This window comes from Runella limosa DSM 17973, from assembly GCF_000482465.1.
Taxonomy (GTDB): Bacteria; Bacteroidota; Bacteroidia; order Cytophagales; family Spirosomataceae; genus Runella; species Runella limosa.
Window position 1 is genome coordinate 65,608 of record NZ_AXVJ01000040.1, and the last position, 26,116, is coordinate 91,723.

Consider the following 26,116-nt stretch of genomic DNA (forward strand, 5'->3'; position numbering starts at 1 on the left):
TTTATCATGTTTTAAAATTCAACAACTAAATGACCAAAAAAGCGACGCTGCGTAGGATATGGAGCGATGTCAACTCCCGATGCTACCGCCTGCAACCCAAACGTTGAAGTTTCGGGATCATAACCACGGTATTTAGTAAATGTCAATGGGTTTTGGCAAGAGAAACCTACTTTCACCCGTGATATTTTATTATTAAACCACTTGTTCAATGAATTGGTAGGCACAGTGTAGTACAACGCCGCCTCGCGCAGACGAAGGTAGGTAGCATCTTGTACCCAGCGATCAGCTCCATTGTGCGGCGCCAAACCACGCTGACGGCCATTAGGAGTACCGTCGTTGTTGTCGTCATCGTCCCAGTCAGGAGAGGTTCCACCACCATCCCACAAAAACTCAGTTAGGTTGATGTTATCGCCACCTTTTTTCCAGTGCCAAAGCATGTTAAAATCGAAGTTTTTGAGGAAGTTGATTTCATTGTTCCATGACATTTGGAAATCGGGTTGATTATTTCCTAAAATATAAGCTCCTGTACTCACACCTTCAGCGGCAGGCGTGTCATTGGCATCGCGCGCAGGTCGCGTTCCCACAATCGTTGTTGGCGAGAATCCTTCTTGGTACAAGAACGTCCCAAGTGTCACCCCAAACGCTCCTAAATTATAGGCTGGAATACCCAATTTGGTCAAAAGGATGTCATTTTTCCACCACAATACGCGCGAGCTCCAGCGAATTTTTTCTTTTTGAACAATGGTTGCCCCCAACGAAAGTTCTACCCCACGGTTTTGAAGTTGAGCTAAGTTCGTAGGAATGGTGCTGATACCCACCGCTGGTGAGAGCTGTAAGTTTTGGATATTGCTACGTGTTTGTTTGTCGTAGTAAGTGGCTTCGAGTTGAATACGGTTATTAAACAGCCCTAAGTCCAACCCAAACTCCAACTCTCCTGCACGCTCAGGCTCGATGGCCGCGTTTCCTGCCGCCGTTGTTACAACCGACCCAAGCAAACCACCGATGTTTGCCGAGTTAAGCGGCGTAAAAGTTGTCCCAAAACCTGGTACCCCCGCCGTTTCACCGTAGGCTACGCGGGGTTTAATTTGCGAGAAAACAGAAGACAAACTAGAAGAGCGAATAAAGTCAAAGTTGGCTAAGTTGATGGCCAACGATGCTTTTGGAAAAGCCCAAAACTTGTTCGCATCTCCGATAAGCGTTGATTTATCCCAACGTACCCCCGCCGTAGCGATGATTTTATCGTCCCAGTTGGCTTCTTGTTGCACAAACGCGCCTACGTCGGTAATGCTTTGAAAACGTTGGTCAAAAATCTCTTGTACCGTTCCTTGGCGCAAGTTGGTTTGTCCCCCTGCCAAACCACGCGAACGGTTCAACAAACGGTCTTCGCGGAAATTAAGACGAACCGCTCCTGCCTGCGACGTGAGGTTTAGCTTGCCTATGTTCCAATTATACACCAAGGCTGCCTGCAAGTTGGTATTGACATTTTCGGTTTTTCCCCAAATCACGTCCCCAGGGTTTCCTTGAGCGCGTTGGTACTGCAAATCTTCTGGAAGATACACAAACGTAGTTCCCTGGGTATAGTCAAAACCTCCTTGCCCTACGAGTTTGAGCAATGCTTTTTCTGACTTGTAAAGATTAGCGGTGAGGTTAAATGACTGAATAAAGCGGTTGACGTTGGTGTTGTTAATTCCACGGTCGGTCACAGCTACAGGATTTTCGGCAAAATAAGGGTTATCGGGATAGCGGCCACTTGCATCTGGGAACAGATTGAAATAGTTTGGCACGTACGCAATGTTGTAGCCAATACTCGCTCCAGAGTTATTTTGGTTTCCCGTAAAACCGCGATCAGAAATAGTATTGATATAATTGGAGCCTACAGAAAGTGTAATGTCGTTGGTGAGTTTGTGGTCGATATTGACCCGTAGCGAATAGCGTTTAAAACCCGTACGACGAATGATTCCTTTTTCGTCCGTCAGTGCACCCGAGATAAAGAACTTGGTTTTGTCATTCCCACCCGAAATTCCCAATCGTGTGTTAGAAAGTGGAGCGGTATTTCCGTAAAAATACTTTTCATAGTCCCACGTTTGGCCATTGGCCGCGCGGAAACGTTCAAGTTCGATGGGGCGACGAGCAGCCGCAAAAAACGTGTTGATTTTAGCTTCCGTCCAGTTATCTACCCCAAACAAACGCTGCGGCGTCGCCATTCCGTAGTCTTGGGCAAACGACACTTTGGTTTTTCCTGCACTTCCGCGTTTGGTCGTGATGATGATTACCCCTGCGTTGGCGCGCGTTCCGTAAATAGCTGCCGCCGAAGGCCCTTTGAGCACCTCTACGTTTTCGATGTCGTTGGGATTGATGTCCGAAATACGGTTGGAGGCGTCGTCTTGGGTTTCCACCCCTGCCCCCGTCACCGAAGCGCGCCCAGAGCGGTTTACGGCATTGTTTGCATAAACTCCATCAATGATGTAAAGCGGTTGCGATGCCCCCACAAGCGACGAAATCCCACGAAGCTGAATCGACACCCCGCCACCTGGCGCACCACCGTTGGTGTTCATGTTGACCCCTGCCAGTTTTCCGTAAAAAGCATTGTCCACGGTCTGGATTTGGGTGGTTCCCATCAATTCTTTGGCCGAAATGGTTGCCACCGCATTGGCTAAGTTAGAACGCTTAATGCTCGATGCCAAACCCGTAACGACCACTTCTTGGAGATTTGACACGTCTTCCATCAGGGTTACATCAACGGTGCTGTTGTTTCCAACGGCCACCTCTTTTGACTGAAATCCAATAGACGAGAAGACCAGAATGGCATTGTTTTGACGAAGGGTAATAGAGTAAGTCCCATCTGCCCCGCTGACAGTTCCGATGGTGGTTCCTTTGACAACCACATTCGCTCCAGGGATAGGAGACCCATCTCCCGACTTTACCGTTCCGCCGATTTTGGTTTGAGCTACTGCAACGACCGACAGCAGCCACATCCCCATAGCAAAAGCGAGTTTTGCTACTGAGGAATCAGTAGATTTGAACATAGATTTGGTGTTTAGTTTAGTTAATTAGTTAGTATAGTCAACTCAACAACAATAGCGAATGCTTAATTGTTTTAACACCCATCTGGTTTTAAATCATCGAAGAATTTTATGCTGTTGCGGGAGAGTTGCAGAGGCAATAATATTCAAATATTTTTATTTAAAGAAAGATTTGAACTAAATTTATATTCCAGGTAGAAGAGAATATGGCAAACGTCAAAAAAAAGCAAAGCGCCCTTGTTTCAACAAAGGCGCTTCAATAAAAGGCATAATTTAGTTACAAACTTTTCAAATAAGCAATGCTCTTAGGAACTTGCTGGCTCCACGTAGGACTTTCGTCCTCAATAAAATAGTGCTTAATACCAATCTTTTTTGCCTCACGAATCACCCCAGCGACATCCACTTGTCCCGTTCCTAAAACGACATCATTTTCGAGCGCTGTGCCTCCCGTCAGGTCACCTTTTACTCCTTTGCGAAGGTCTTTGAGGTGAACGAGTTTGAAGCGGTTTCCGTATTTTTTCAATAGACTTACAGGCTCTGCACCACCGTGAAACGCCCATAAAATGTCTATTTCAAACGACACATAATCGGGGTTGGTATTTTTGACAATATAGTCAAACAGCGTTCCTCCTTCGTACGGCTGAAACTCATAGCCGTGGTTGTGGTAACAAAACGTAATGCCATTTTCTTTTAAAACTTTACCAATTCGATTAAAGTCTTCCACCGCTTTTTTGGCTTCTTCAAACGTAAAACCTCCCTTTACTTTATGCGGAATCCAAGCGCACATTAAGAATTTTGAGCCCAAAACCTTGGCCGTTTCGGCTGCTTTTTGGGGGTCTTTGGCCAGTTCTTCGTAGCCTCCGCCCGTTCCAACAATGCTGATTCCTCGTTCTTCGCACATTTTACGAAACTCCGCAGGGGTTGTACCTTTTTGCGCTCCACCTTCGAGTTCGGTAATACCCAGCGATTTGAGGGTATCCAACGTCGCAGCTACGTTTTTAGGAAAACTCGCCCGATAGGTATAGGCTTGCATCCCAATGGGAAATGAATATAATTTTCCTTTTTGGGCTAGGCCCTCGCCGACAATGCCCATCAATGAGAGCATTACGCCTCCCATTATGCTTAGTTTTTTCATCATTTTTGAAGTTAAGAGCTTTTGCTACAAAAGGTATTTTCTAGTAACGTTTACTGTTTTTCTGTGTGCATTCCATCTGTGGGTTTCTGTGTGAAAATGTTTTTCTCGCAGATGGGCGCAAATGGAATACCCGCAGATGTTCACAGATTTCTGTGTGCATTCCATCTGTGGGTTTCTGTGTGAAAATGTTTTTCTCGCAGATGGGCGCAGATGGAATACCCGCAGATTGACGCGGAAGTTAGTCTTTGAAGTATTTGTCCAAAACTTCTTTGGGTTGCCACTGATCAGGCTTACGCGCAATGCCTTTATAATCAAAGGTTTGTGGGAGAATTTCTGAAGCAGTTAGTGGTGCCGTATCGCCGTAAAACTGCTGATGTTTCCGTAGGTCGTCGGTCATCGTTTTTACTTTATCCACAAACTCAGGCTTTCCTGCTAGGTTATTGAGTTCATACGGGTCTGATTGTAAATCAAAAAGCTGCGTATAATCCACTTGCGGGTACCGAATCAACTTCCAGCGACGGTCACGGACGGTACGGATGGAGGCCCGATAGGCTGTAAATACTTGTTCTCGCACCGATTTGGTTTTTTGTTGTAAAATGCCAGAGATGTCCTTTCCTTCCAAATCTTTCGGCGCGGTTATTCCTAACTGCTGACAAAAAGTAGGAAAGAGGTCAAATAAATAGACAAAAGCATCGCTGCGTTGTCCTTTGGGGATGCCTTTTCCACTCAAAATCAACGGCACGCGCATACTGTGTTCGTATAGGTTTTGTTTACCCAACAACCCATGGCTTCCCATCGCCAGACCGTTGTCGGCCGCAAAAACAATGAGGGTATTTTTATCCAGCCCCTTTTCTTTGAGTTTGGCCAAGATTTTGCCAATGGCTTCGTCGAGGTGGGTAATCATGGCATAATATTCGGTCAACTGCGCTTTGATGACCTCGGGCGTACGCGGAAAAGCCGCCAACATTTCGTCGCGTTCGGTCATGCTACTACCAAAATGAAACGGGTGAGCAGGCATAAAATTGGGCGGCAGCGGCGAAGTTCCATAGCGTTTGAGGTACTCGGGCAGGGGCGAGCGGGGGTCGTGGGGCGCCGTAAAGGCCACGTAAGTCACAAAAGGTTTCGAGGCAGTTTGTTTATCCAAAAAGTCAATCGCTGTTTGGGCAAAATGATCGGTTGAAAATCCCTTTTTTACGGGTTCGGTGAAAGTCCCATCGGCTTTGAGGTCGCGCATGGGCGTTTGATAATGATCCGCCATTCCACCCAGCATCACATTTTTGGCCTCCATAAAACTGGCACCTACTGCTTCTGGTTCGTTGTGCCATTTGCCCGTCATAAACGTATGATACCCTTGCTGACGCAGGAGCATGGGCCACGTAGTTACGCCTTTGAGCCTATCGGTTACTCGAAAATACCCTTTTCCGCTCATCAGCATCGCCCGACTCGGGGCACAAATCGCTCCGTGTAAACCACCCAAAATGTGTGCTTCGCTAAACAGCATACCATTTTGAGCAAGCTGGTCCAGTTGCGGGGTTTTGACGTAAGGATTTCCGTAACACCCTAGGGCATCGGCACGGAGGTCATCGGCAAAAAGAAACAAAATGTTGGTTTTAGGAGATTGCGCCAATGTTTGATTGGCCACAAAAAAGCCCAGCGCAAAAAGTACAATTCTGAACATACGAAGGAAAGAAAGGTGTAAGGTTCTTATTTTAAAAGTACAAAATCACCTTTTATACCTAAGATAAACACATAGTTCACATGGAGTTTTCACAATAGGTACATAGCCATATACTATGTTTTCTATGTGTATATTCTCATGTGCCCTATGTGTTTTAAAATCAAAGAGTCAAAAGACATTACTTAGCAGTTCCGAAAAGCTGCTTCAGTTGGTCGAGTACTTGCCCACCTCCCGCAATCGAAATAGTATTGATTTTATCAGCGATTTTCTCCACATACTCCATTTCTTTCAGGCGGAACAACATTTCGTTTTCCTCCATCAGTTTGGCGGTGTTGAGCAAGCTACGCATCGAAGCAGTTTCCTCTCGGCGCATGATGATGTTGGCTTGGGCTTTTTTCTCCGCCACCAACACTTGGTTCATGATTTCTTTCATATCGCCTGGCAAAATCACATCCCGAATACCGCAGCCTACAAGGGTTAAACCTAGTTTGGCTACTTTATCGGCAGTTGCGGCCAAAATGAACTCAGAAATCACTTCTTTTTTCTCAAGCAATTCGTCCAAAGACAGCGTCCCGATGTACTCGCGCAACGCCAATTGCATGAGAACATACAGCTGTTTATCAACGTCTTTGTTCTCCACAAGTACCTTCATAACGTCAGCGACTTTGTATTGAACATGAAAGTTGACGCGCAACGACGCTTTGTCTTTGGTCAAAATCTCCTGCCCCGCTACCTCTACTTGTAGCTGGCGCATATCGACTTTTGAAACAAAAACCGACAGGTTGTTTCGCCACCAGTAATAGGTTCCTGCTTCTAGCATCTTTTGGAGCTTGCCATCCACAAAAAGCAATCCTCTTTCGTAAGATTCTACGGTATAAGTACGCATATACGTTAGCACCTCTTTGGCAGCAAGTGCGGCCAAATCAATCTCTTCGGTAATCTCTACTTTGCTTAAATCTACCCGTACGTAGCGGTAGTGGATGATGCTTTTCCAAAACGCATAACGCCCTGGTTTAAGCACCGTTTTGAATAGCTCGTTTTCGTACTGCAACACAATCTCGTTATCTTTTACCTCTACCACGTCGAGCATAGCGGCCAACACATTGTCTTTCAGCAAAATATCTAACGCACAAGGCGCTACGAAAGGCTGGGTGGTATTGTATATTTTCACAGTCGTGAAGGGCGACAGCCAGTGTGTGCCCTCTGTAATTGCTTTTACGTACGTTTCATCCCGAAAAACTAACCCTACTTGATAAGCGTTGATGCGAACAATTTTCATGATTTTAAGCATTAATGATGACTGTTTTATTTTTAGCTTCAGGGCAAAAAACACTTCGTTTTTTGAAGGCGGAAGCAGGTTTTTGTCTTCTTTGTCTAGGGTTGTTTTCAACGTTTTACCTTGATTTTCCAAACAGCACAATACTGTGTTTATCAAATCAAGTTTGCTCGCCAAAAAGAACCTCAAACGCGAAAGACGGCATTGTCCCGTTTACTGGCTTTCTCCAAACTGTGACGAGGTTGACCCTTCACAGAAGTATTTTTTGCCCTTATTAGCCCGATGGTGGCCGTTTTTGGTGAAGTGGCCTTCTTCTACGTCTGTTACTCTACCCAGCTGAGTTACATGGCTTGCGCCAAGGAGGGATTCGAACCCTCGACCCACAGTGTGAAAGTCAAATTAGGGTGATTTTCGACAGCATACCGTGCGATACGTCGGCGGCACTATGTGGCGATGAACACCAGCATCAGGTTCGTTATCATTAACTTGACGATACAAAGGTTTATACCTCCTGCGCAGTCTTTTTGCGCAGTTGAAATTATTTTCGGAAATTTTCAAAAATTCTGATTTTCCTATGCCCGCCAACCGCAACGCCCTCATAAGATACAAGACGATTGACGCTTGTTTACGCAACCGATACCGCAAATGGACGCTCGAAGACCTCATTGAAAAAGTCTCCGAAGCCATGTATGAATACGAAGGCATGGACAAAGGCATCAGTCGCCGCACGATTCAGGCCGACCTCCAAATGATGCGAAGCGATAAGCTTGGCTACTTTGCCCCCATTATCGTCGTGGATAAAAAATACTACACCTACGAAGATCCCACCTACAGCATTACGCAAATCCCGTTGACGGAATTGGACTTACAACGGATGAACGAAGCCGTGGAAGTACTGCGCCAATTCAAAGGGTTTTCACATTTCCAACAGCTTACCGACGTCATTCAAAAGTTAGAAGGGCACGTGTACGCTGCCAAACACCACCAACGAACGGTGATTGATTTTGAAAAGAATGAGAATTTGCGGGGGTTGTCGTTTTTAGAAACTTTATACCAAGCCGTGGTGCAACAGAAGGCAGTTTCGATGACTTACCAGTCGTTTCGAGCCAGAGAAGCAAATCATTTTACGTTTCATGTATGGTGGCTCAAAGAGTACAAAAATCGTTGGTTTGCCGTGGGGGTACGCCATACTCAAACCGAAGTGTTCAACTTAGCTCTTGATAGAATCATCGAATGTGTCATCGACGAAAATACGCCCTTTCGCGCCAATGAACAATTGACACCAGAGGAGTTTTATCAACACGTCATCGGAGTAACAGTTCAGCCTAACCAACGCCCCCGACGAGTGCGGCTTTGGGTGGCTGCGGCCCACGCACCTTACTTAGAAACCAAGCCACTGCACAGTTCACAAGTAACGTTGGAACGCCAACAAGAAGGAGTGGTGATTGAACTGTTTGTCCAACTCAATTTTGAATTAGAAAAAGAAATTTTGGGATTCGGAGAAATCATCAAAGTCCTATCGCCCGATGCGCTCCGTAAACGCATTCAGCAGCGTTTGAAGGAGGGTGCTGAGAATTATGAATGATGGCATTCATTTTAAAACACATAGGCCACATGAGAATAAACACATAGAAAACATAAGATGTAGCTATGTATCTATTGTGAAAAATTCTATATGAACTATGTGTTTATCTAACTACCAAGTGTTAATTGCAAGAAAAAAGAGGCAATAACCATTGCTGATTATTGCCTTTTAGGGTAGGGTAAAGTGATATAAATGCTTAAATCTGTGGCAATACGGGGCGTTTTGCTAACGAGTCATTGATAACTTTCAATACATGCTCGCGTTCTTCACCTACCAATGGCAAACGTGGCTGACGAACGTACTCCGTTCCTAGACCCGTAGCGACTTCGGCCAATTTGATATTTTGTACAAACTTCGTCGAAATATCAAGGTGCAATAGTGGGAAGAACCAACGGTAAATCTCGCGTGCTTCCGCGATACGGCCTTGTTTCGCTAATTCATAAATAACTACTGTTTCACGCGGGAAAGCGTCCACCAATCCAGCAATCCAACCATCCGCACCCATCAACAGGCTCTCAAGTGCTAGATCATCTACTCCCGACATAATCTTGAAACGTCCGCCCAATTCGTTGATAATATCCGTCATATAACGCACATCCCCCGTCGATTCCTTCATGGATTCAAAGTGCGCATTTTGAGCCAAATCTTTGAACATCGGAATACTTACAAAGGTCTTGTACGCCACGGGGTTGTTATATACCATGTACGGAAGGTCGGTAGCATCGGCTACGGTGTGCATGAAGTGGAGGGTCTCGCGGTCGTCGGAAGGGTAGCGCATTGGCGGCAACAACATGATTCCATCAGCGCCCGTTTTTTCGGCTTCTTTTACGAAATTCACCGCTACTCGGGTGCTATTTTCAGCTACGCCAATCACCAACGGTACACGGTCGGCAATCACCTCGCGCGCCGCTGCCAAGAGTGTTAATTTTTCATCGTACGTTAGGGTACTATTTTCGCCCAACGACCCACAAATGATAATCCCGTGAACGCCTGCCTTGATTTGCTCGTCGATGTTGTACGTAAACATCTTGATGTCTAATGTCTCGTCCTCGAAAAACTTCGTCGTGACGGCGGGGTAAACTCCAATCCAGCTTGGTTTCATATTTTTGGTTTATTTCTTTTTCCCATAATTAGTAAGACAAAGGTACAAGCTATACATTCGCTGCTTTGGCTTAGATTAATACTTTCTGATACTATTTTGGTCAAAATCAGGCAGCGTCTTTGTTGTACTTATTTTTGTAATCAATGGGCGACAGTCCCGTCACTTTTTTAAATACATCTCTAAATGCCTTCGTATCAGAATACCCTACATCGTACATCACTTCGTTGACTGTTTTACGGGTAAGTTCAAACTGTTTCTTGGCTACTTCGATTTTGACGCGTTGCAGGTATTCTACTACTGTATTGTTGGTAGCCTTCTTAAATCTCCGTTCAAATGTTCTTCGGCCAATCCCAAAGGTGTCGGAGAGATTATCCACGGTAATTTTATCTTGGTAATTGGTTTCTATAAAATCTTGTACTTTCTTGATTTCGAGGTCTTCGTGCATTTTTTGGCCCTTAAAAATACTAAATGGAGACTGGCTATCGAGCCCAATATCGAGTACAAAAAACTTGGCTGCCAAAATAGCCATTTCACGACCTGCGTATTTTTCGACCAAGTGCAACAGCAAATTCCAATACGAATGTGCCCCACCACTCGAATACAGGCCATTATGTTCAACAATGATTTTGTCGTCGGTGAGGTTTACATCGGGAAACATCTGTCGAAACTCGTTGGCAAAAAGCCAGTGCGTTGAGCATGATTTGCCTTGCAGTAATCCCGTTGATGCCAACAAAAATGCCCCCAAACACAAACTCGCTACTTCGGCGCCGCGCTTGTATTGGTCAACAATCCACGGTACCAAGGCTTGATTTCGCTCCAAGGCGTGCGCGATATGCCCACTGATGGCAGGAACAATGACGAGGTCGGTTTTGGCTAAATCGCTAATGACGGCGTCACAATGGATTGAAATCAGGCCGTCGTTAAGCCGCACTTCTTTGGTCATACCCACCAATTGCACATTGAACAGCGGGGAGCGTCCTTGGCCTTTGATAAATTCATTGACGGCCGTAAACATATAACGTGGGTCAACGATAGCCGCAGATACTGCCGTTTCGGGTACTAAAATTGAGACGTGTTTCATGGTCAAAGTTTTTCACAAAAGTACAAGCCGCTCGTGTCGGAATCAACCCCTCAGATTGTCGTTTTTACACAGCTTTGGTCACAGATTCCGTCGGTACCTTTGCAGTATCAATTTATCGCATAACATCCATGAAAACATCTTATCTACAGCATGATACAGCTTACACCTTACCTCAACTTTGAGGGAAATTGCCGCGAAGCTATGCTGTACTACCAACAGTGTTTGGGAGGAGAACTACGGCTACAACCCGTGGCAGAGTCGCCGATGTCGGCTCAAATGCCCGCCGAAACTGGGAATCAAATTTTACATGCTGTCTTGGAAAAAGAAGGAAAAATATTGCTTTTGGCCTCTGATATGCTTGAAAATAAACGGATTGGAGGAAATTCAATCACCCTTTCTATTTATTTTCAGCAGCTCGACGAAACACAAGTTGCCTTTGAAAAATTATCCCAAAACGGAGTAGTTACCCAACCTCTCCATCAAACATTTTGGGGAGCAACGCTCGGAATGCTTACCGATAAATTTGGCAATCACTGGATATTTCACTTTTCTAAACACCCCAACTCATGAGCCCTAAAACCCTAAAAATCAGCTACTGGACCACTACAATTATTTTTGTTTTGTTTATGACAATGGATGGTATTGGCGGAGTTAGCCAACAAAAAGATGGGCAAGAAGCCTTCAAAATGCTCGGCTACCCAATGTACCTTTTACTCATCGTAGGTTCGGCCAAACTGCTCGGCGTCATAGGCTTATTACAGACCTATTCGCCCATCGTAAAAGAGTGGGCATATGCAGGTTTTACCTTCAATTTTATCTGCGCTGCCCTTTCGTGGGCGTTTGTGGGCGAGCACACGGCTTTTGCCATTTTTCCGTTGGTAGTACTTGCCATCATGGCCACCAACTACTACCTCTGGAAACGTTACCTTACTCTTTATTGACCCAATTCTCCCGCCGATTTTACGTATTCTCGGGGCGTCAGTTTGGTAATTTGTTTAAACTGACGGTTGAAATTGGATAAATTGCTGTACCCACATTCAAAGGCGATTTCGCTGACACTCTTGGTGGAGTCTTTGAGCAAACGACACGCGTGCTCAATGCGGACTTCGCTTAATAGTTCCGAAAATGTTTTGCGCGTGTGGGTACGCAAAAACCGACAAAAAGCAGGCGAAGTCAAATTAGCAACATTGGCCACGTCCTCCAGCGTGATGGGGTCGGCGTAATGTCCTAAGATAAAATTGAAGACGTTTTCTAACCGCTGTTGGTCCACGGGCTGCTTAGGCTTTCGGTACGATGCCCCCGCCAGCAGTTCGTAGTCCTGCGACAACGTCAGAAAATCAAGAAAGGTCAATAAGGCCGTAAATTGTTCAAAAGAACGTTTTTGAGCTATTTGCTCAAACTGATTTGTTACATCAGTAGGTTGCCCAAACCGCAGCCGCACCCCGCGTTTTGCGTCTTGTAGAATGGCGTGAATGTGCCGCAACTCTGGCGTTTTTTCAAAAAATTGCAAGAAGAATTCTTCTCTAAAAAAAAAGGTACACGCCTTAATTTGTAACTCCGCCTTTCGCTCAAAATAAGCAGGGTCGCTGAGGAGAACGTGCGGCACATCGGCCCCTAACAACAGCAAATCCAACGGTTGAAAACGGTCGATGCGGTCACCGACGACCAGCGTGCCCGTTCCTTCCAAAATGAGGGTCAACTGAAATTCGGGGTGAAAATGGAGTCGTTCGTAAAAATGCGCCCCTTCGTCCACCTGCACCCGAAACGAGCGGTCGTCCACGGTCGGAACTCGAAATAGAAGTGCTTTCATTTGCTAAACGAATAAGTGACCAACACGGGTAAATGATCAGACGCGACGGGCTCGTCCAGCACCTTATATTCTACGACTTTAAAAGGAGCTGACTGGTGCGTCCAAAAATAATCAATGCGTTTTCCGTTGCCTGGGTAAGTGGCTTGGGTTGAGTTCGTCCCTGCGTCGTTCCAATATTTGGTGAGTGCCTCCAGCGTATGATTGTCGGCAGTAGCGTTAAAATCCCCTCCCAAAATCACGGGATAAATGCTATTTTGAAGGCTTTCGTTGATAATCGCCGCTTGTAATCCACGATTCAGAGCCGATTTGTGATCGAGGTGGGTGTTGCAAAACCGAATAGATTTCCCTTCCGATAAAGGCACCAATGCACACATCAAAATGCGCTGTTCGGTTGAGTCTGGATTGGGTAACTTTAATTTTTGAACGTGCTCAATCGGCCGTTTTGACAATATCCCCAAGCCGTACTTTCCTCCCTGTAAATCTATCGCGGCCGAAAACGCCGAATGATAATCAGAAAGAAGCGACAAAATCCGCATTTGATTCAACTTCCCCGACCGAGGCACCACGCTGTCTATCTCCTGCAACGCCACAAAATCAGGTTTGTATTCTTTTACCAACTCCACCACCCGGTTCAGGTTGGTTTTACCTACGTTATTTTCTCCGTGGTGAATATTAAACGTCATCACTTTTAGGGTCATGGGCTTTGCAGCAGGTTTTGCTTTGGTTTTTTGGGCCTCCACACCTGCCAGACTTCCCCAGCAAATCAATAAATAAAGACTATATTTGAGCACTTTCACCGTTAGTATCTTTACCATTTATAACAGAAAAACGTTAGTAATTCAACAAAAATACAACCTCTGCCGTGAAAACAAAGTATCTGCTTCTTTTCCTCCTCCTGACGTTCAGTCTTGGCATTCAAGCCCAAGTTTCTCGCATAGACAGCACGATGGCGTTGCTCAAAAAGTATCAGTTTGCGCACCTTAAACCGATTGTAGTAGGAGTCAACGGCAGGTATTATTACGGCGGGGTTCGTCTGCGCAGCAATTATTCGTTAGAAATCCCCTTCGGCGAGCTCGACGACCCCGAGGTGAATCACTATTTTAAAAGTGCGCGTGTTATTCGGACAGTCGGAACCGTTGTTTCGGTGCTTCCTACCATTTATTATTTGTTGGAAGGAGGTTCGGCCAATGTAAGCCGTCGGACGTTCTGGGCTACTTACCTTGCCTCCATCGGCGTTTCGTTGACGGCCAATATCATTTCTACGTTAAAAATTCGTCGAGCGGTCGGTGTCTATAACAGTCGTTTAGCACAGCCCAGAGTTGGTCTCTCGCTGCAAAATACACCTTTGTCTCGGCCCGCAGTGGGGTTTGGCATAACTTGGAACATGTAAGAAAGGATACTTATATCCTTGCTTTTTTCCAGCACTAGGCGGGTTTTGAGAAACCCTTCGCACGGCGCGTGAGAAAGGATACTTATATCCTTTCTCCTTTTTCGGCGTCAAAAGTGGGTTTTGAGATACCCTTCGCACGGATGCGTTGAGCAACATACAGCCCCGCCACTACCAAGGCAGTCCCTACAAACGTATGCCAAGAAAGGGGTTCGCCCAGAAAAAAGGAAGAATACGTAAACCCAAAAACAGGACAAAGAAAAAGCCACATCGAAGCTCGCACGGCATCCAACCGCAGTAAATAGAACCATAATTGCAGCGAAATAACCGAGACCGGGATAATCAACCAGCCGACTGCTCCCCAAAATTGCGCGTCCCAGCGGGTATTTTGCCAATCAGCAAAATAAATCGTGAAAGGTAATAGCATGATGCCTCCTAGCATCACCTGCCAACCATTGATGAGCACGTTGGGCAAACGCCACGAGATGCGGGCGTAGTACACACTCGCTGCCGATACCGACACAATTCCTGCCATCAAAATGGTAAGCCCGCGCGGAGTAGCAAAGCTATTTTGGAGCAAAGGCCAAGTAGCTAATCCCGCTCCCGAAAGCCCCAATACGACCCCTACGGCTTCGTTCCACTTGAGACTGCGCTGTAACCATATTGCGGATAACACAATGACAAACAACGGCCCAGTAGCCGTGGATAAACTTCCAATCCCTGCCGATACTTCGCGCATCGAAAGCACAAAGGCACTCAAATATAAAGTTGTATTGAACAGGGCAAAAATGGCCAGTTGACCCCACTCTTTGCCGCGCGGGAGGGTCTTTTCGGTACGAGCCATTGTGTAACCAAACGTCAGCATAAGCGTACCTGCCAACAAAAACCGAACATTGGCCAAAATGAGTGGGTCGGCCGACCGAATTCCAAATTTGGTCGCCACCGAAGCTGATGCCCAAAGCATCGCAAAAAGGATTCCTATAATTGTATTTTTCATTGGTAGAACCTCCCGAAAGTTTAAACTTTCGGGAGGTTGTTAAGCTCATTTTTAACTAATGACAGTTTTTCTTCCGTTCGGAGGCTGCTTCTGCATCGCCGATGGCTTCTCCTTTTTGCCACGTACGGCAGGCTTCGGCTTTTTGATTGTTATCGGCTTGGGCTTTACCTAACCAAAAATGAATCTGGTCGGTGGAAGGGTTCAGGTCATACGCTTTTTTCAATTCAGCCAATGCCTCTACTTTATTACCCGTTTGCACCCAGTACAATCCCAAATTGCGGTGTGCGTAGCTGTTTTGAGGATCTTTTTCCAAGGCACGTTCTACCAACTTTTTCGCCTCTTCTGTTTTTTTCTGTAAAAGTAAGATGTAACCTTTATTATTAAGGTAAATAGGATTGACAGGGTCAAAATCCAAGGCGCGTTCTACCATTTTCACCGCTTGGTCGAGTTGGTTCTGCCGCGCAAAAATTAGTGCCAAATTATTGTACGCAAGTTGTTGCTGTGAATCAAGTTTGAGGGCTTTTTCAAAATCAACCTGAGCAGCTTTAAAGTCCTTCTTTTCAAAATACGCTACGCCTCGGTTGACCAATGCCTGTACGTTGTCAGAACGAAGCGTAATAGCCCGATCATACTCGGCCAACGCTTGGTCGTAATAACCTTGATTAAACTTTAGGTCGCCCCAGCGCAGGTAATAATTGGTGGAGTCTTGGTAATTCTTACGAATCTGTTCGAGGTCTGCTGCTGCCTGGGTAAACGCTTTACGATCTACCAAAGCCCCCGCTCGATTGAAATATGCCTCGTCGAGTTTTTTATCTAGTTCAATGGCTTTGTTAAAATCTTCCAACGCCTTTTCCGTTTCTCCGACATGCAAGTAAGCAATGCCTCGATTACAAAACGCATCGGCCATGTCACCTTGTTTTAGAATCGCTTCGTCATAGTAGCGAATCGCCTCGGCATACTCTCTTTTTTCAAGTTTAAGATTTCCTTTCAAAAAAAACTGAGCAGCCTCCGTTTGGCTTTGTTCGGAGCAGCCCATCCAACTTATCGCAAAAAAAATACAGAGCATCATGCTCCAGTGAAACCCTTTCATTTTATAAAATATCATCACAAAAAGTGGCTTAATGAGAAATAAAGAGACTTTTAACTGCAAAGATACAGGCTTCTAACGTGCCTAGCATTTCAAATAAAAAAAATACCAAAATTAAAATTCCTTAATTAGACATACCCTTTTGGCACAGTTATTGTCTATCAATTGTCAGCAACTTTATGGAATACAACCACTTAAACTCAGCTTATCGCCACCACTTTACAAACTAAAACAGCGTCATTTTCGTTTTATTTGTAACAGATTCTATTAATAGAATAATGCAAAAAGCCATGATAAGTAACCAACAAAATATACCAACAAACACGCACGACGAGTGGCAGAAGTCCATTCCTGCGCAGGTATTCTTGAACCATTTTCGTAGTATCGACTACTACATCCGCCACACCACCCCATTAGAAGAGGTTCGCCAATTAAGTACCCTTCAACGCTTCAATCCCAAACGAGAAGGAGCACGCGTAGGTGCCGCAAAAAAATGGTTATTGCACGCATGGAGCGCCGAATACACGCTCCGAACCGCCGCCAATCATACCGACGAAAACTATCAAAAGCACTCCCTCCACTGGACGTTTCCGCAAGCCTACTATAGTGTCTTATACGGAGCCAAAGCGTTTTTAGCCATCCAAGGAATTGACGTGCCGATTGAAGCCGTCGTGGGACAAATTATTAATGGGTATGTTGCCAAAGGCTGGTATCCCGAATCCATTGGATTTTATGTCGATGGGCCGCTAGGACACTATACCTATCATCAATTACCGCAAACTACCGAACAAGCATTGCTCCAACCGCTCGAAACGCCGAAACAAGCCGAAGCGCACATTGCTCAGTTTTTAAAGACAACGCGTGACTTACGCTTACGGGCTTACCGCCGCCGTTTACAAGCAAACCCAGAAAAAGCATTGCGCTCAAAAACGGGAAAAATTATCACCAAATTTGGTGCAACACACTGGGAAGAAATCGCCAAACACACGGGGCCAACGACCTATTTTGACCTCATGAGTCGGTTGAAAATTTCGGGTACCCAGCGAGAAATTGAGCGTTTTGTGGAAGCTGACATCGACGTGCCAAAGTTTCATCAGTCATTGCTCAATATTGTGAAGTACCTCAACTTTATCCACGAATGTTATGTGGCCAAAGTAATGGGTTTAAAAGCCTATCAACAGTGGATTGAGGAATTGCCTTCGTACTTACGTCAGAGTTTTCTTCAACAGCGTTACGAAAACGGAATTATCCCCATCGTAAGTGCTGTGACCAAATTCTGAGCCATCACGAGGTTTTGAGAAACCTCCTTCGTGGATTTGAGAATCCACGAGCACCAAAAGAAGCCACGAGCACGAAAAAACGTGTGTGGTTGGGTACTCACCTGTGAGGTTGGGTACTCATACCCAACCCAGCGGTTTCTCAAAACCGAATGAATCAAAATACTAAGACATCATGAGGTTTTGAGAAACCTCCTTCGTGGATTTGAGAATCCACGAACACGAAAAGAATCCACGAGCACGAAAAAAACCTGTGTGGTTGGGTACTCATACCCAACCCAGCGGTTTCTCAAAACCGAATGCACCAACATATTCGTGTTAAAACAAACAGGCCGAAAGTTTTTACACTTTCGGCCTGTTGTTTTAAAGATTTAATAAAGCTTATTCCCGTGGATTTGAGAATCCACGGACACGTTAAAACACATCATCGTCCTCGTCATCTTCTTGGTCGGGGCCCGAGAACATACTACTCAACAAGTCTTTGAAGTGCAATCCACGGTCGAGCATTTGTTTACCGATGAGTGAATGTTCGGCCATTCCGTGCAATGCAAATTCCATCATGAATAGCTTTTCTTCGCGACTCAAGCCACGGTGAAAATCATCCACCAAATCGTCTAATCCTTCAATTGTCTTTAAACGGGCTTCGTATTCGCGGTTGGTGAGTTCGCTCAAAATATCCATTTCGTTTTCTCCAAACCACTGTTGCACTTTTTGGAACGGATTCTTAGCTCCTTTTCTCTTTTTTAGAGATTCAGGATTGGGAAAATACGTCAAAAACTGCGTACGAATCGCCTTGCCAATCAGGTTCTGCGCCACAATGACAGGACCTTCTACTTCGCCTTCATAGACCAATTCTACTTTTCCACATATCGCAGGTACAGCTCCGTACAAATCCGAAATACGCACGTAGGTTTCTTTTTCACCGTTGAGTAACACCCGACGTTCGGCGGCTGAAAGTAAGTTCTCGTAAGCCGCAATCGTCAAACGTGCCGACACCCCACTTTTCGAATCCACGTATTCACTTTCACGTGCTTCAAAAGCAACTTGCTCCACAAGGTCTTTAATGATTTCATTGATTTTGACCATGCCCTTCTGCTCAGTTTTCACCACCGCCTCTTGCGCCGTAATCTTCTTCCCGATTTCTAGCGTCTTAGGATAGTGCGTCACAATTTGGCTGTCGATACGGTCTTTCAACGGCGTCACAATGCTTCCACGGTTGGTATAATCTTCGGGATTTGCCGTGAAAACAAACTGAATATCAAGAGGAAAACGCAGTTTAAATCCACGAATTTGGATGTCGCCTTCCTGCAAAATATTAAATAAGGATACCTGAATACGCGCCTGTAAATCAGGCAATTCGTTGATAACAAAAATACAACGATGCGAACGCGGAATGAGTCCGAAGTGAATCACGCGTTCGTCGGAATAAGGCAATTTGAGCGTAGCCGCTTTGATGGGGTCAACGTCCCCAATAAGGTCGGCTACCGATACGTCGGGGGTGGCTAGTTTTTCAGCATATCGCTCCTGACGGTGTACCCACGCAATCGGCGTGTGGTCACCTTTCTCGTCCACAAGATCGCGCGCAAAACGCGATAGTGGCTGCAATGGGTCGTCGTTTAGTTCAGAGCCTGCCACCACAGGAATGTACTCGTCGAGGAGGTTTACCATCAATCGCGCAATGCGGGTTTTAGCCTGTCCCCGTAGCCCCAAAAGGTTGATATGGTGCATCGACAAAATTGCCCGTTCTACGTCAGGGATGACCGTATCTTCGTATCCCCAAATGCCTGGAAAAACAGTTTCTTTTGCCCGTAATTTCTCAATAAGGTTGTCGCGGAGTTCTTGCTTAATGGATTTGGGCTGGTAGCCCGCAGCTTTCAGTTCGCCAAGCGTGTGGAGCTGGAGAAGCTGTTTGGGCTTTAAATCGCGGTAGGCCATACGTTCTAAAGATTGGTTTGTTTCAATAGATAAGTAACAGCCATCGTATTTGAATAGTTTTGAGGCGAGGTTTAAAGTTTTTAAAATCGAAGAACTATAGTACCTTTGTATCAACAGTACTCGCCACGCTAAAGTCTTCCAAGACTGCGTACCAGGGCGAGTCTTTTGTTTTTATAACCATTCAGTTCGTCTCTTCACCTCTATCATTTTTGGTTTTTCTAAATCGCTAGCTTCGGTTTTTATCTTATTTTTCGATGTATTTTATTTATGATTTACGATAAAAATGCCCTAACAATAGAACAACACATCGCTCAGTTAAAAGAAAGAGGACTAACATTTAATGACGATGACTATGCCAAGCATTACCTTTCTCAAGTAAGTTACTACCGCCTTGCAGGATACTGGTGGCCGATGCAGAGTGACAAAGAAACCCACCTCTTTAAACCAAATAGTAAGTTTGAAGACGTAGTACATTTGTACAATTTTGACCGAGAATTGAGAATTATTCTTTTTGATGCCATTGAAAAAATTGAGATTAGTTTGAGAACCAAATTAATCTATCACTTGTCTCATGAGTTTGACCCTTGGTGGTTCCAAAATACCGCAATTTTCCAAGATACAGGAGCGCTTATCGAAACGTTAGCAAGCATCAAAGAGGAATTAGATCGGTCGAAAGACATTTTCATTAAAGAACACAAGAAAAAGTACAAGGATGATTCAAGACTCCCCCCCGCTTGGAAAACGCTTGAATTAACCAGTTTTGGTTCGTTATCCAAACTTTATGGAAATTTAAAAAATACTGTTCGCGCAAAAGACACCATTGCCCAAGAGCTGGGAGCTGTCAATCACACTTACTTACCTAGCTGGTTACAATCAATCGCTCAAATTCGAAATCACTGCGCTCATCATAGCCGTTTGTGGAACAGAAATTTACCAGGAACGCCTAAAATATTGCCACGTCCTCCGCACAAGTGGGTCAAAGATGTCCCCTCTGATACTCAAAAACTGTATTTACACTTGTGTATTATGAGGTACTTATTGAACCTAATCGCTCCTGAAAATTCTTTTTCTACCAAACTACGCGATTTGTTCGGCCAATACCCCTCTGTCGATCCTAATGCCTTAGGGATGAAGCCCCATTGGCAAGATGAACCTTTGTGGCAATTGTAGCAGCCTAGGTCGTGTTTTTTAGCTACTTTTATGGCTTCGTATGATCGTCTCATACACAAACATTTATTTAAGTATTTTACTACTATTTCTGTTACGCTGTGTCTTCAAAAACCTTTTTCTGCATTGATGCCCACACCTGCGGCAACCCCGTACGCTTAGTTGCGGGGGGCGGTCCTTTATTGGAAGGACGCAGTATGAGCGAAAAACGCCAACACTTTCTTCGTGAATACGACTGGATTCGTAAAGGCTTAATGTTTGAGCCGCGCGGCCACGATATGATGTCGGGAAGTATTTTGTACCCACCTCACGACCCCGAAAATGACGTTGCGGTGCTTTTTATCGAAACCAGCGGCTGCCTTCCCATGTGTGGTCACGGAACGATTGGCACCATCACCATTGCCATCGAACACGGGCTCATTAAACCCAAAACCCCAGGAATCGTGCGTATGGAAGCACCTGCGGGCTTGGTACTTATTAGCTACGAACAAGTAGGTAACAAAGTAAAATGGGTAAAACTGGTCAACGTCCCAGCGTATCTTGCCGCTGAGGGAATCGAAGTCGAATGTCCCGATTTGGGGCTATTGAAAGTGGATGTTGCCTACGGAGGAAATTTTTACGCCATTGTGGATGTGCAAGAAAACTTCCCAGGGCTTGAACACTTCAAGGCCGAACAACTGGTAGCTTGGGCACGGGTTTTACGTCAACGTATCAACGAAAACCACACGTTTGTTCACCCCAACGACCCTACCATCAACGGACTAAGCCACATTGAGTGGACAGGCGCAGTCATCGACCCTACTTCATCAGCCAGAAATGCCGTTTTCTACGGCGATAAGGCAATCGACCGCTCTCCTTGCGGTACAGGTACGTCGGCTCGTATGGCGCAGTGGGCTGCTCAGGGTAAACTAAAAAAAGGTGATACGTTCGTCCACGAAAGCATCATTGGAAGTAAATTCATTGGCACGGTAGAAGACACGGCCAAAGTAGGTAATTTTGAGGCTATTGTGCCTGGTATTCAAGGTTGGGCCAAAGTATATGGCCTCAATACCATCACCATCGACGACGAAGATGACCCGTATGCACACGGGTTTCAGGTGATATAATTTTTTAAACCTATAAGGTCTAATTATTAAAGCAGTCAGACCTTATAGGTTTTGATAACCTCTTAAACCTATGAGGTCTGTTTATCGTAGTAATCAGACCTCATAGCTTTGATATTATTCAGGCGTTACGTACGCCGCTGTGATACCTCCATCTACAAGAAACTCAGTACCTGTTACGTACGAAGATTCGTCCGACGCTAAGTACAAGACAGCGTACGCCATTTCTTTGGCTTCGCCAAAACGTCCCATTGGGATATGTACCAAACGGCGTTGTTTTTTCTCTTCAGTACTCAAAAACTTCATCAACAATTCAGTGCGTAGTGGCCCTGGGCAAAGTGCGTTTACGCGGATGTTCTCACGGGCGTGAATCACTGCCAACTCGCGACTCATCGAAAGAACCGCTCCTTTGCTTGCCGTATAAGCTACTTGTGGTGTAGCAGCACCCAACAACGCTACAAATGACGCCGTATTGATGATGCTTCCTCCACCCGCGCGACGAAGCGCTGGGATGGCGTATTTACAACCAAAGAACACCCCTTTTACGTTGATATTCATGGTCAAGTCCCAAACTGATTCTTCGGTCGTAACGGCGTTGTCGTCGTCGCTGTGCATGATACCAGCGTTGTTGAAAACAACATTCAATTTGCCGAATGTTTGTTCAGCAACCGCGACCATGTTTTCACAGTCTGCCGCTTTCGATACGTCGGCACGTACATAGACCGCTTGACCGCCTTGAGCTTTGATGAGGTCAGCAGTTTCTTGCCCTGCGGTATCATTTACGTCAGCTACCACTACTGCTGCTCCTTCTTGAGCAAACAATAATGCCGTCTCACGGCCAATTCCGCTACTTCCTCCAGTAATAAGGGCTACTTTGTCTTTTAAGCGCATGTTGTACAGATGATTTTAAATTGGTGTTATATAACAAAAATAGATTCGGTATGGAATTCTTAGCGCCTTCTATCGCGCCCAATCCTCATAAATTGCTTTTTGCAAAGGCGTAGGATTGGTAGTGCGCCTAATGGGATACTCTTTTTCTTTTTTTATTCCCAATGGCACGATTACTTCTTTTCGCTCTTCTTTTTGTAGGTACACGATCTTAACGGACTCGGTTGGCTTCTTTTGAGCAATTACCTCGTTCCACAATCGTGCTGGACGTCCGTCTATTTCTAGCAAGACTGTTTGTCGGCGCAACTTTGCATCCCACGCGGGCGATGGCCACTCAACATTTGACACAATCACCGTATCGTTTCGCATCCGTGTCGATACCCCAAGCCATGCCCCTGGCAGTGTTTTGGTTGTGGTATCTATTTCTAAACCCGCATAATGCAAATAACTAGGGTATTTCAATTCTTGGGTAGTAGTAACGTACCTAAGAATATCATCTATGGACGTACCTGCTATTTTCTCCGCCACATCTTTAAACTCTGTTTCGGTGAAACCACGCTTTTTTGACTGATAATACCGCCGATACAATGCCTGCATGACATCATCAAGCGACTTCTTGTTTTGGGTTTCGTGCCTTATTTTCAAGTCCAGCAACCACCCCACTACGGGGCCTTTGTCATAGTAGGAAATGGTTTTGTTTACCTCCTCACCAGTTCGTCCAAAAGGCCCATCCGACCATGTTTCAAAACTTGCTTCGGCCAGCGACTGATACATTCGCCCAGGTTTGTTTTCAAAAGCAAGGATATTGGTTCGAAGCGACTGCAGGAGTTGTTTTTCGTCCGTAATTCCTGCCCTTTTTAGAATCAGGTATTCATAATACACCGTCAATCCTTCCGATACCCATAACATTTTGGTGCGATTGCCATTTTCGTAATCAAACGGCCCCAACTCCACAGGGCGAATGCGTTTAACATTGTAATGATGAAAATATTCGTGAGCCAAAAAATTCAGCATCCGCACTCGCCCTTCTGGACTGTTAAGAGCCGAGCCATCAAAACTTATGGCCGTTGAGTTAGCGTGCTCAATTCCTCCCTGTCCTGGCCCAATGGCTAAAAAAGTATAATGTTTATACGGAATATCCCCAATAATATCGGAGGCTTTGTCAATGATTTTACTCAAATCATCGACAAACTTCGCTCGGTCAAACTCCCCAAGCTTGTACCCAATGAATCGATGCGCAATGCCTTTTACTTTGAACGAAGGCAATTCTTCTAAATTCCCCATTAAAATCGGGCTGTCATACAAAACATCGTAGTTGGCAGCATAAAAAGAGTGTAGCCGACCGTCAACAGGTTCTAGCCCTGTCGCTACTTTATTCCACTTAGCCCAAGGCAAGATGTTCACAGTGCTTGGCAAATTCAACGCTCCAGCAGGGTACAAAAAAACGCTTGTCGGAACAATGTAGCCTCGTTCTTCATCTAAGTAGCTATTGGCCACAAATTTACGATCGGCTAAAATGGCGTATTTTAAACGAATTTCACCTTTGGGAGCATCTACTTCCCACGTTGTAGTACTTTTCTTTTGCCAGGCCAGCGGCTTACCGTCGGCGGTAGTCGCACTAAAGTGCAAGAGCTTTTCAGCATAGTTCATTCGTTGATAATACCCAGGTGACCATATCGGCATTTTAAAATCAATTTTTCCTGCCTTTGTTCCTGTGTATTTCATTTCAACCTGAAACAAGTGCGTTGCTGGGTCATCAACTGCGACGGTAAAAGTTACTTTCTGTGCGTAGAGCGAATGAAAGCTACCAACACTCCATAAAAGCAGGGCAAAACGTAAAAAAAGATTCATTGATGAAGTAGAATGCTAAGGCACTGATTATTTGTTTCGATTTAATTGCGTACTTAAATCACAAGCGCATTTCTTTAGGAATCATTCCCATAAATGCTTTATAGACCCGTACCACACCCTCAGGTGCGGGGTGTTTGGGGTCGCCCCAGCTTACTTTGTGTTCTTTTTTTCCTTTTTTGTAAATCAGGAAATACGAAATACGGCTTGGGTGTTGAAAGGCTATTTTTTCAAAATCAATGTCTTTCAACGATTGAAACGCCGTGGCTACATTTTTGGGTGTTTGTCCACCCAATACCTCCAATTCTTTGGCAGAATTGATGCGGCGATAAATCCCTCCGTCTTCCAACAAACGGTATTCTTTTTCTAAATTTCCGATGCTTTGACCCACAATCAACTGCTGACCTTCATACGTAAAGGGGTGTTTTGACACGGCAAAAGGCGTCGGTTTCGGTGGCGTTTCTTGTCCCAAAGCCACCGAAATTACCCCCACAATCAAAATGACTATAATCAATAACTGCTTCATAAATTTAGCTGAGTTTCAATTCCTCTAACGCCAACCATGCCATTAAGCCTGGCCCTATTTCCAATGCCGATTCGTCAATGTCAAACGTAGGCGTGTGTACGCCCGAAATAATTCCTCTTGCCTCGTTACGCGTTCCTAAACGGTAAAAACAAGCATCAGTTACTTGCGAATAAAATGCAAAATCTTCGCCTGCCAACCACAAATCGAGGTCAATTACGTTCTCAGCTCCCATGTACGACACCGCCGCTGCTTTGGTACGGCGCGTGAGTTCGGGGTGGTTTTTGAGGAATGGATAGCCTTTACGCACTTCCACGTCGCAGCTTCCGCCCATGGCTTCGGCCAATCCTTGCGCAATTTTGGTAATACGCTTCCAGCCTTCTTCGCGCCATTCTTCATCCATACAACGGAACGTACCTTCTATATATACTTCGTTCGGAATGACGTTGGTTGCACCGTTGGCAATCACTTTTCCAAACGACAAGACCGACGGCGCGGCGGGTTTACGGTTACGACTAATGACTTGTTGCAACCCAACAATAACGTGCGAAGCAATCAACACGGGGTCGATAAGGGTATCGGGCATCGCGCCGTGGCCACCCTTTCCTTTGACGGTCAAGTACAATTCATCCGTACTGGCCATGTACATACCTTCACGGAAACCAATTTTTCCCACGGGAATATTAGGCGCAACGTGTTGTCCTAAAATACTTGCTGGACTAGGGTTTTGAAGCACTCCTTCTTTGATCATCAACGAGGCACCTCCAGGAATTTTTTCTTCGCCAGGCTGAAAAATCAGCTTTACCGACCCTTCAAATTCGTCGCGGAGTTCGTGCAAAATACGTGCTGTTGCCAACAACGACGACGTATGCACATCATGCCCACAAGCGTGCATCACGCCAGGATTTTGTGATTTATAAGGAACGTCGTTTGCTTCAACAATCGGAAGGGCGTCCATGTCGGCCCGTAGTGCCACCACTCGGCTACTTGGGTTGCGGCCTTCAACAAGGGCTACTACCCCCGTCGCAGCAACACCTTCTTGGGGCGTAATTCCTATTTGTTTCAATTCATTGGCCACAAATTTTGCCGTATTGTACTCTTGAAACGATAACTCTGGATTTGTATGTAAGTAATGTCGGTTAGCCACGGTAGCTGCGGCGTAGGCCTTCGACAAGGCTTTGATTTTTTCTAACATGGTAATTAGTCTTAACTTT

The 26,116-nt window shown here is 45.3% G+C and carries 22 protein-coding genes; 7 read left to right on the plus strand and 15 right to left on the minus strand.

Annotated features, from left to right (window positions below):
- Nucleotides 1-11 precede the first annotated feature (11 nt).
- The 4 genes from K339_RS0101970 to K339_RS0101985 all read right to left on the minus strand — a co-directional run bounded on the left by K339_RS0101970 (nucleotide 12) and on the right by K339_RS0101985 (nucleotide 7,226).
- Entirely contained in the window at nucleotides 12-3,026 is a 3,015-nt protein-coding gene (locus K339_RS0101970; protein ID WP_028522101.1) for a SusC/RagA family TonB-linked outer membrane protein, read from the minus strand.
- 274 nt (nucleotides 3,027-3,300) lie between these two features.
- Nucleotides 3,301-4,161: a sugar phosphate isomerase/epimerase family protein gene (locus tag K339_RS0101975; RefSeq protein ID WP_374754606.1), complete on the minus strand. Its 861-nt coding sequence runs from the start codon at nucleotides 4,159-4,161 to the stop codon at nucleotides 3,301-3,303.
- Nucleotides 4,162-4,396: 235 nt separating this feature from the next.
- Complete coding sequence (locus K339_RS0101980) at nucleotides 4,397-5,836, minus strand: sulfatase family protein (RefSeq protein WP_037298986.1); 1,440 nt, start codon at nucleotides 5,834-5,836, stop codon at nucleotides 4,397-4,399.
- A gap of 178 nt (nucleotides 5,837-6,014) precedes the next feature.
- Nucleotides 6,015-7,226, minus strand: a complete 1,212-nt coding sequence (locus K339_RS0101985; protein WP_229598679.1) for a slipin family protein — start codon at nucleotides 7,224-7,226, stop codon at nucleotides 6,015-6,017.
- A 460-nt stretch (nucleotides 7,227-7,686) separates the two neighbouring features.
- Between K339_RS0101985 and K339_RS0101990 the strand changes: the two genes are divergently transcribed.
- Entirely contained in the window at nucleotides 7,687-8,697 is a 1,011-nt protein-coding gene (locus tag K339_RS0101990) for a helix-turn-helix transcriptional regulator (RefSeq protein ID WP_028522105.1), read from the plus strand.
- 196 nt (nucleotides 8,698-8,893) lie between these two features.
- Here the strand turns inward: K339_RS0101990 and K339_RS0101995 are convergent, their stop codons facing one another.
- Together K339_RS0101995 and K339_RS0102000 are read right to left on the minus strand one after the other, a co-directional pair.
- Complete coding sequence (locus K339_RS0101995) at nucleotides 8,894-9,799, minus strand: dihydrodipicolinate synthase family protein (protein WP_028522106.1); 906 nt, start codon at nucleotides 9,797-9,799, stop codon at nucleotides 8,894-8,896.
- Nucleotides 9,800-9,905: 106 nt separating this feature from the next.
- A complete protein-coding gene (locus K339_RS0102000; protein WP_028522107.1) occupies nucleotides 9,906-10,880 on the minus strand; it encodes a GlxA family transcriptional regulator in 975 nt (324 codons plus the stop codon).
- Between the two features lie 150 nt (nucleotides 10,881-11,030).
- On the opposite strand from K339_RS0102000, the gene K339_RS0102005 reads away from it, so the two are divergent.
- Together K339_RS0102005 and K339_RS0102010 are read left to right on the plus strand one after the other, a co-directional pair.
- Nucleotides 11,031-11,450 carry a VOC family protein gene (locus K339_RS0102005; RefSeq protein ID WP_028522108.1) on the plus strand — a complete coding sequence of 140 codons (420 nt, stop codon included), beginning with the start codon at nucleotides 11,031-11,033 and terminating at the stop codon, nucleotides 11,448-11,450.
- Nucleotides 11,447-11,821: a DoxX family protein gene (locus K339_RS0102010; RefSeq protein ID WP_028522109.1), complete on the plus strand. Its 375-nt coding sequence runs from the start codon at nucleotides 11,447-11,449 to the stop codon at nucleotides 11,819-11,821. The genes K339_RS0102005 and K339_RS0102010 overlap by 4 nt, the downstream gene beginning before the upstream one ends.
- Here K339_RS0102010 and K339_RS0102015 read toward each other — a convergent pair.
- Together K339_RS0102015 and K339_RS0102020 are read right to left on the minus strand one after the other, a co-directional pair.
- Entirely contained in the window at nucleotides 11,815-12,690 is an 876-nt protein-coding gene (locus K339_RS0102015; RefSeq protein WP_028522110.1) for an AraC family transcriptional regulator, read from the minus strand. The two genes, K339_RS0102010 and K339_RS0102015, sit on opposite strands and share 7 nt — an antisense overlap.
- Complete coding sequence (locus K339_RS0102020; protein WP_051397748.1) at nucleotides 12,687-13,505, minus strand: endonuclease/exonuclease/phosphatase family protein; 819 nt, start codon at nucleotides 13,503-13,505, stop codon at nucleotides 12,687-12,689. The genes K339_RS0102015 and K339_RS0102020 overlap by 4 nt, the downstream gene beginning before the upstream one ends.
- A gap of 47 nt (nucleotides 13,506-13,552) precedes the next feature.
- On the opposite strand from K339_RS0102020, the gene K339_RS0102025 reads away from it, so the two are divergent.
- Complete coding sequence (locus K339_RS0102025) at nucleotides 13,553-14,080, plus strand: hypothetical protein (protein ID WP_028522112.1); 528 nt, start codon at nucleotides 13,553-13,555, stop codon at nucleotides 14,078-14,080.
- Nucleotides 14,081-14,162: 82 nt separating this feature from the next.
- On the opposite strand, the gene K339_RS32360 is transcribed toward K339_RS0102025, so the two are convergent.
- On the minus strand, nucleotides 14,163-15,074 hold the full coding sequence (locus K339_RS32360; RefSeq protein ID WP_051397750.1) for a DMT family transporter: 912 nt from the start codon (nucleotides 15,072-15,074) through the stop codon (nucleotides 14,163-14,165).
- Between the two features lie 55 nt (nucleotides 15,075-15,129).
- Complete coding sequence (locus K339_RS0102035; RefSeq protein WP_037298989.1) at nucleotides 15,130-16,164, minus strand: tetratricopeptide repeat protein; 1,035 nt, start codon at nucleotides 16,162-16,164, stop codon at nucleotides 15,130-15,132.
- 287 nt (nucleotides 16,165-16,451) lie between these two features.
- Between K339_RS0102035 and K339_RS0102040 the strand changes: the two genes are divergently transcribed.
- Nucleotides 16,452-17,441, plus strand: a complete 990-nt coding sequence (locus K339_RS0102040) for a hypothetical protein (RefSeq protein ID WP_064750943.1) — start codon at nucleotides 16,452-16,454, stop codon at nucleotides 17,439-17,441.
- 411 nt (nucleotides 17,442-17,852) lie between these two features.
- Here K339_RS0102040 and K339_RS0102045 read toward each other — a convergent pair whose 3' ends face one another.
- Nucleotides 17,853-19,373, minus strand: a complete 1,521-nt coding sequence (locus K339_RS0102045) for a P-loop NTPase family protein (protein WP_028522115.1) — start codon at nucleotides 19,371-19,373, stop codon at nucleotides 17,853-17,855.
- A 267-nt stretch (nucleotides 19,374-19,640) separates the two neighbouring features.
- Between K339_RS0102045 and K339_RS0102050 the strand changes: the two genes are divergently transcribed.
- Nucleotides 19,641-20,543, plus strand: a complete 903-nt coding sequence (locus K339_RS0102050; protein ID WP_037298991.1) for an Abi family protein — start codon at nucleotides 19,641-19,643, stop codon at nucleotides 20,541-20,543.
- Between the two features lie 98 nt (nucleotides 20,544-20,641).
- Entirely contained in the window at nucleotides 20,642-21,646 is a 1,005-nt protein-coding gene (locus tag K339_RS0102055) for a 4-hydroxyproline epimerase (protein ID WP_028522117.1), read from the plus strand.
- 114 nt (nucleotides 21,647-21,760) lie between these two features.
- Here K339_RS0102055 and K339_RS0102060 read toward each other — a convergent pair whose 3' ends face one another.
- The 4 genes from K339_RS0102060 to K339_RS0102075 all read right to left on the minus strand — a co-directional run bounded on the left by K339_RS0102060 (nucleotide 21,761) and on the right by K339_RS0102075 (nucleotide 26,097).
- Nucleotides 21,761-22,534 carry a glucose 1-dehydrogenase gene (locus K339_RS0102060; RefSeq protein WP_028522118.1) on the minus strand — a complete coding sequence of 258 codons (774 nt, stop codon included), beginning with the start codon at nucleotides 22,532-22,534 and terminating at the stop codon, nucleotides 21,761-21,763.
- Between the two features lie 69 nt (nucleotides 22,535-22,603).
- The gene (locus tag K339_RS32365; protein WP_037298992.1) at nucleotides 22,604-24,382 is read right to left on the minus strand and encodes a M61 family metallopeptidase; all 1,779 of its coding nucleotides are present in this window, start codon (nucleotides 24,380-24,382) and stop codon (nucleotides 22,604-22,606) included.
- 58 nt (nucleotides 24,383-24,440) lie between these two features.
- Nucleotides 24,441-24,905, minus strand: a complete 465-nt coding sequence (locus K339_RS0102070) for a hypothetical protein (RefSeq protein WP_028522119.1) — start codon at nucleotides 24,903-24,905, stop codon at nucleotides 24,441-24,443.
- 4 nt (nucleotides 24,906-24,909) lie between these two features.
- Entirely contained in the window at nucleotides 24,910-26,097 is a 1,188-nt protein-coding gene (locus tag K339_RS0102075; RefSeq protein WP_028522120.1) for a M20 metallopeptidase family protein, read from the minus strand.
- Nucleotides 26,098-26,116 lie beyond the last annotated feature (19 nt).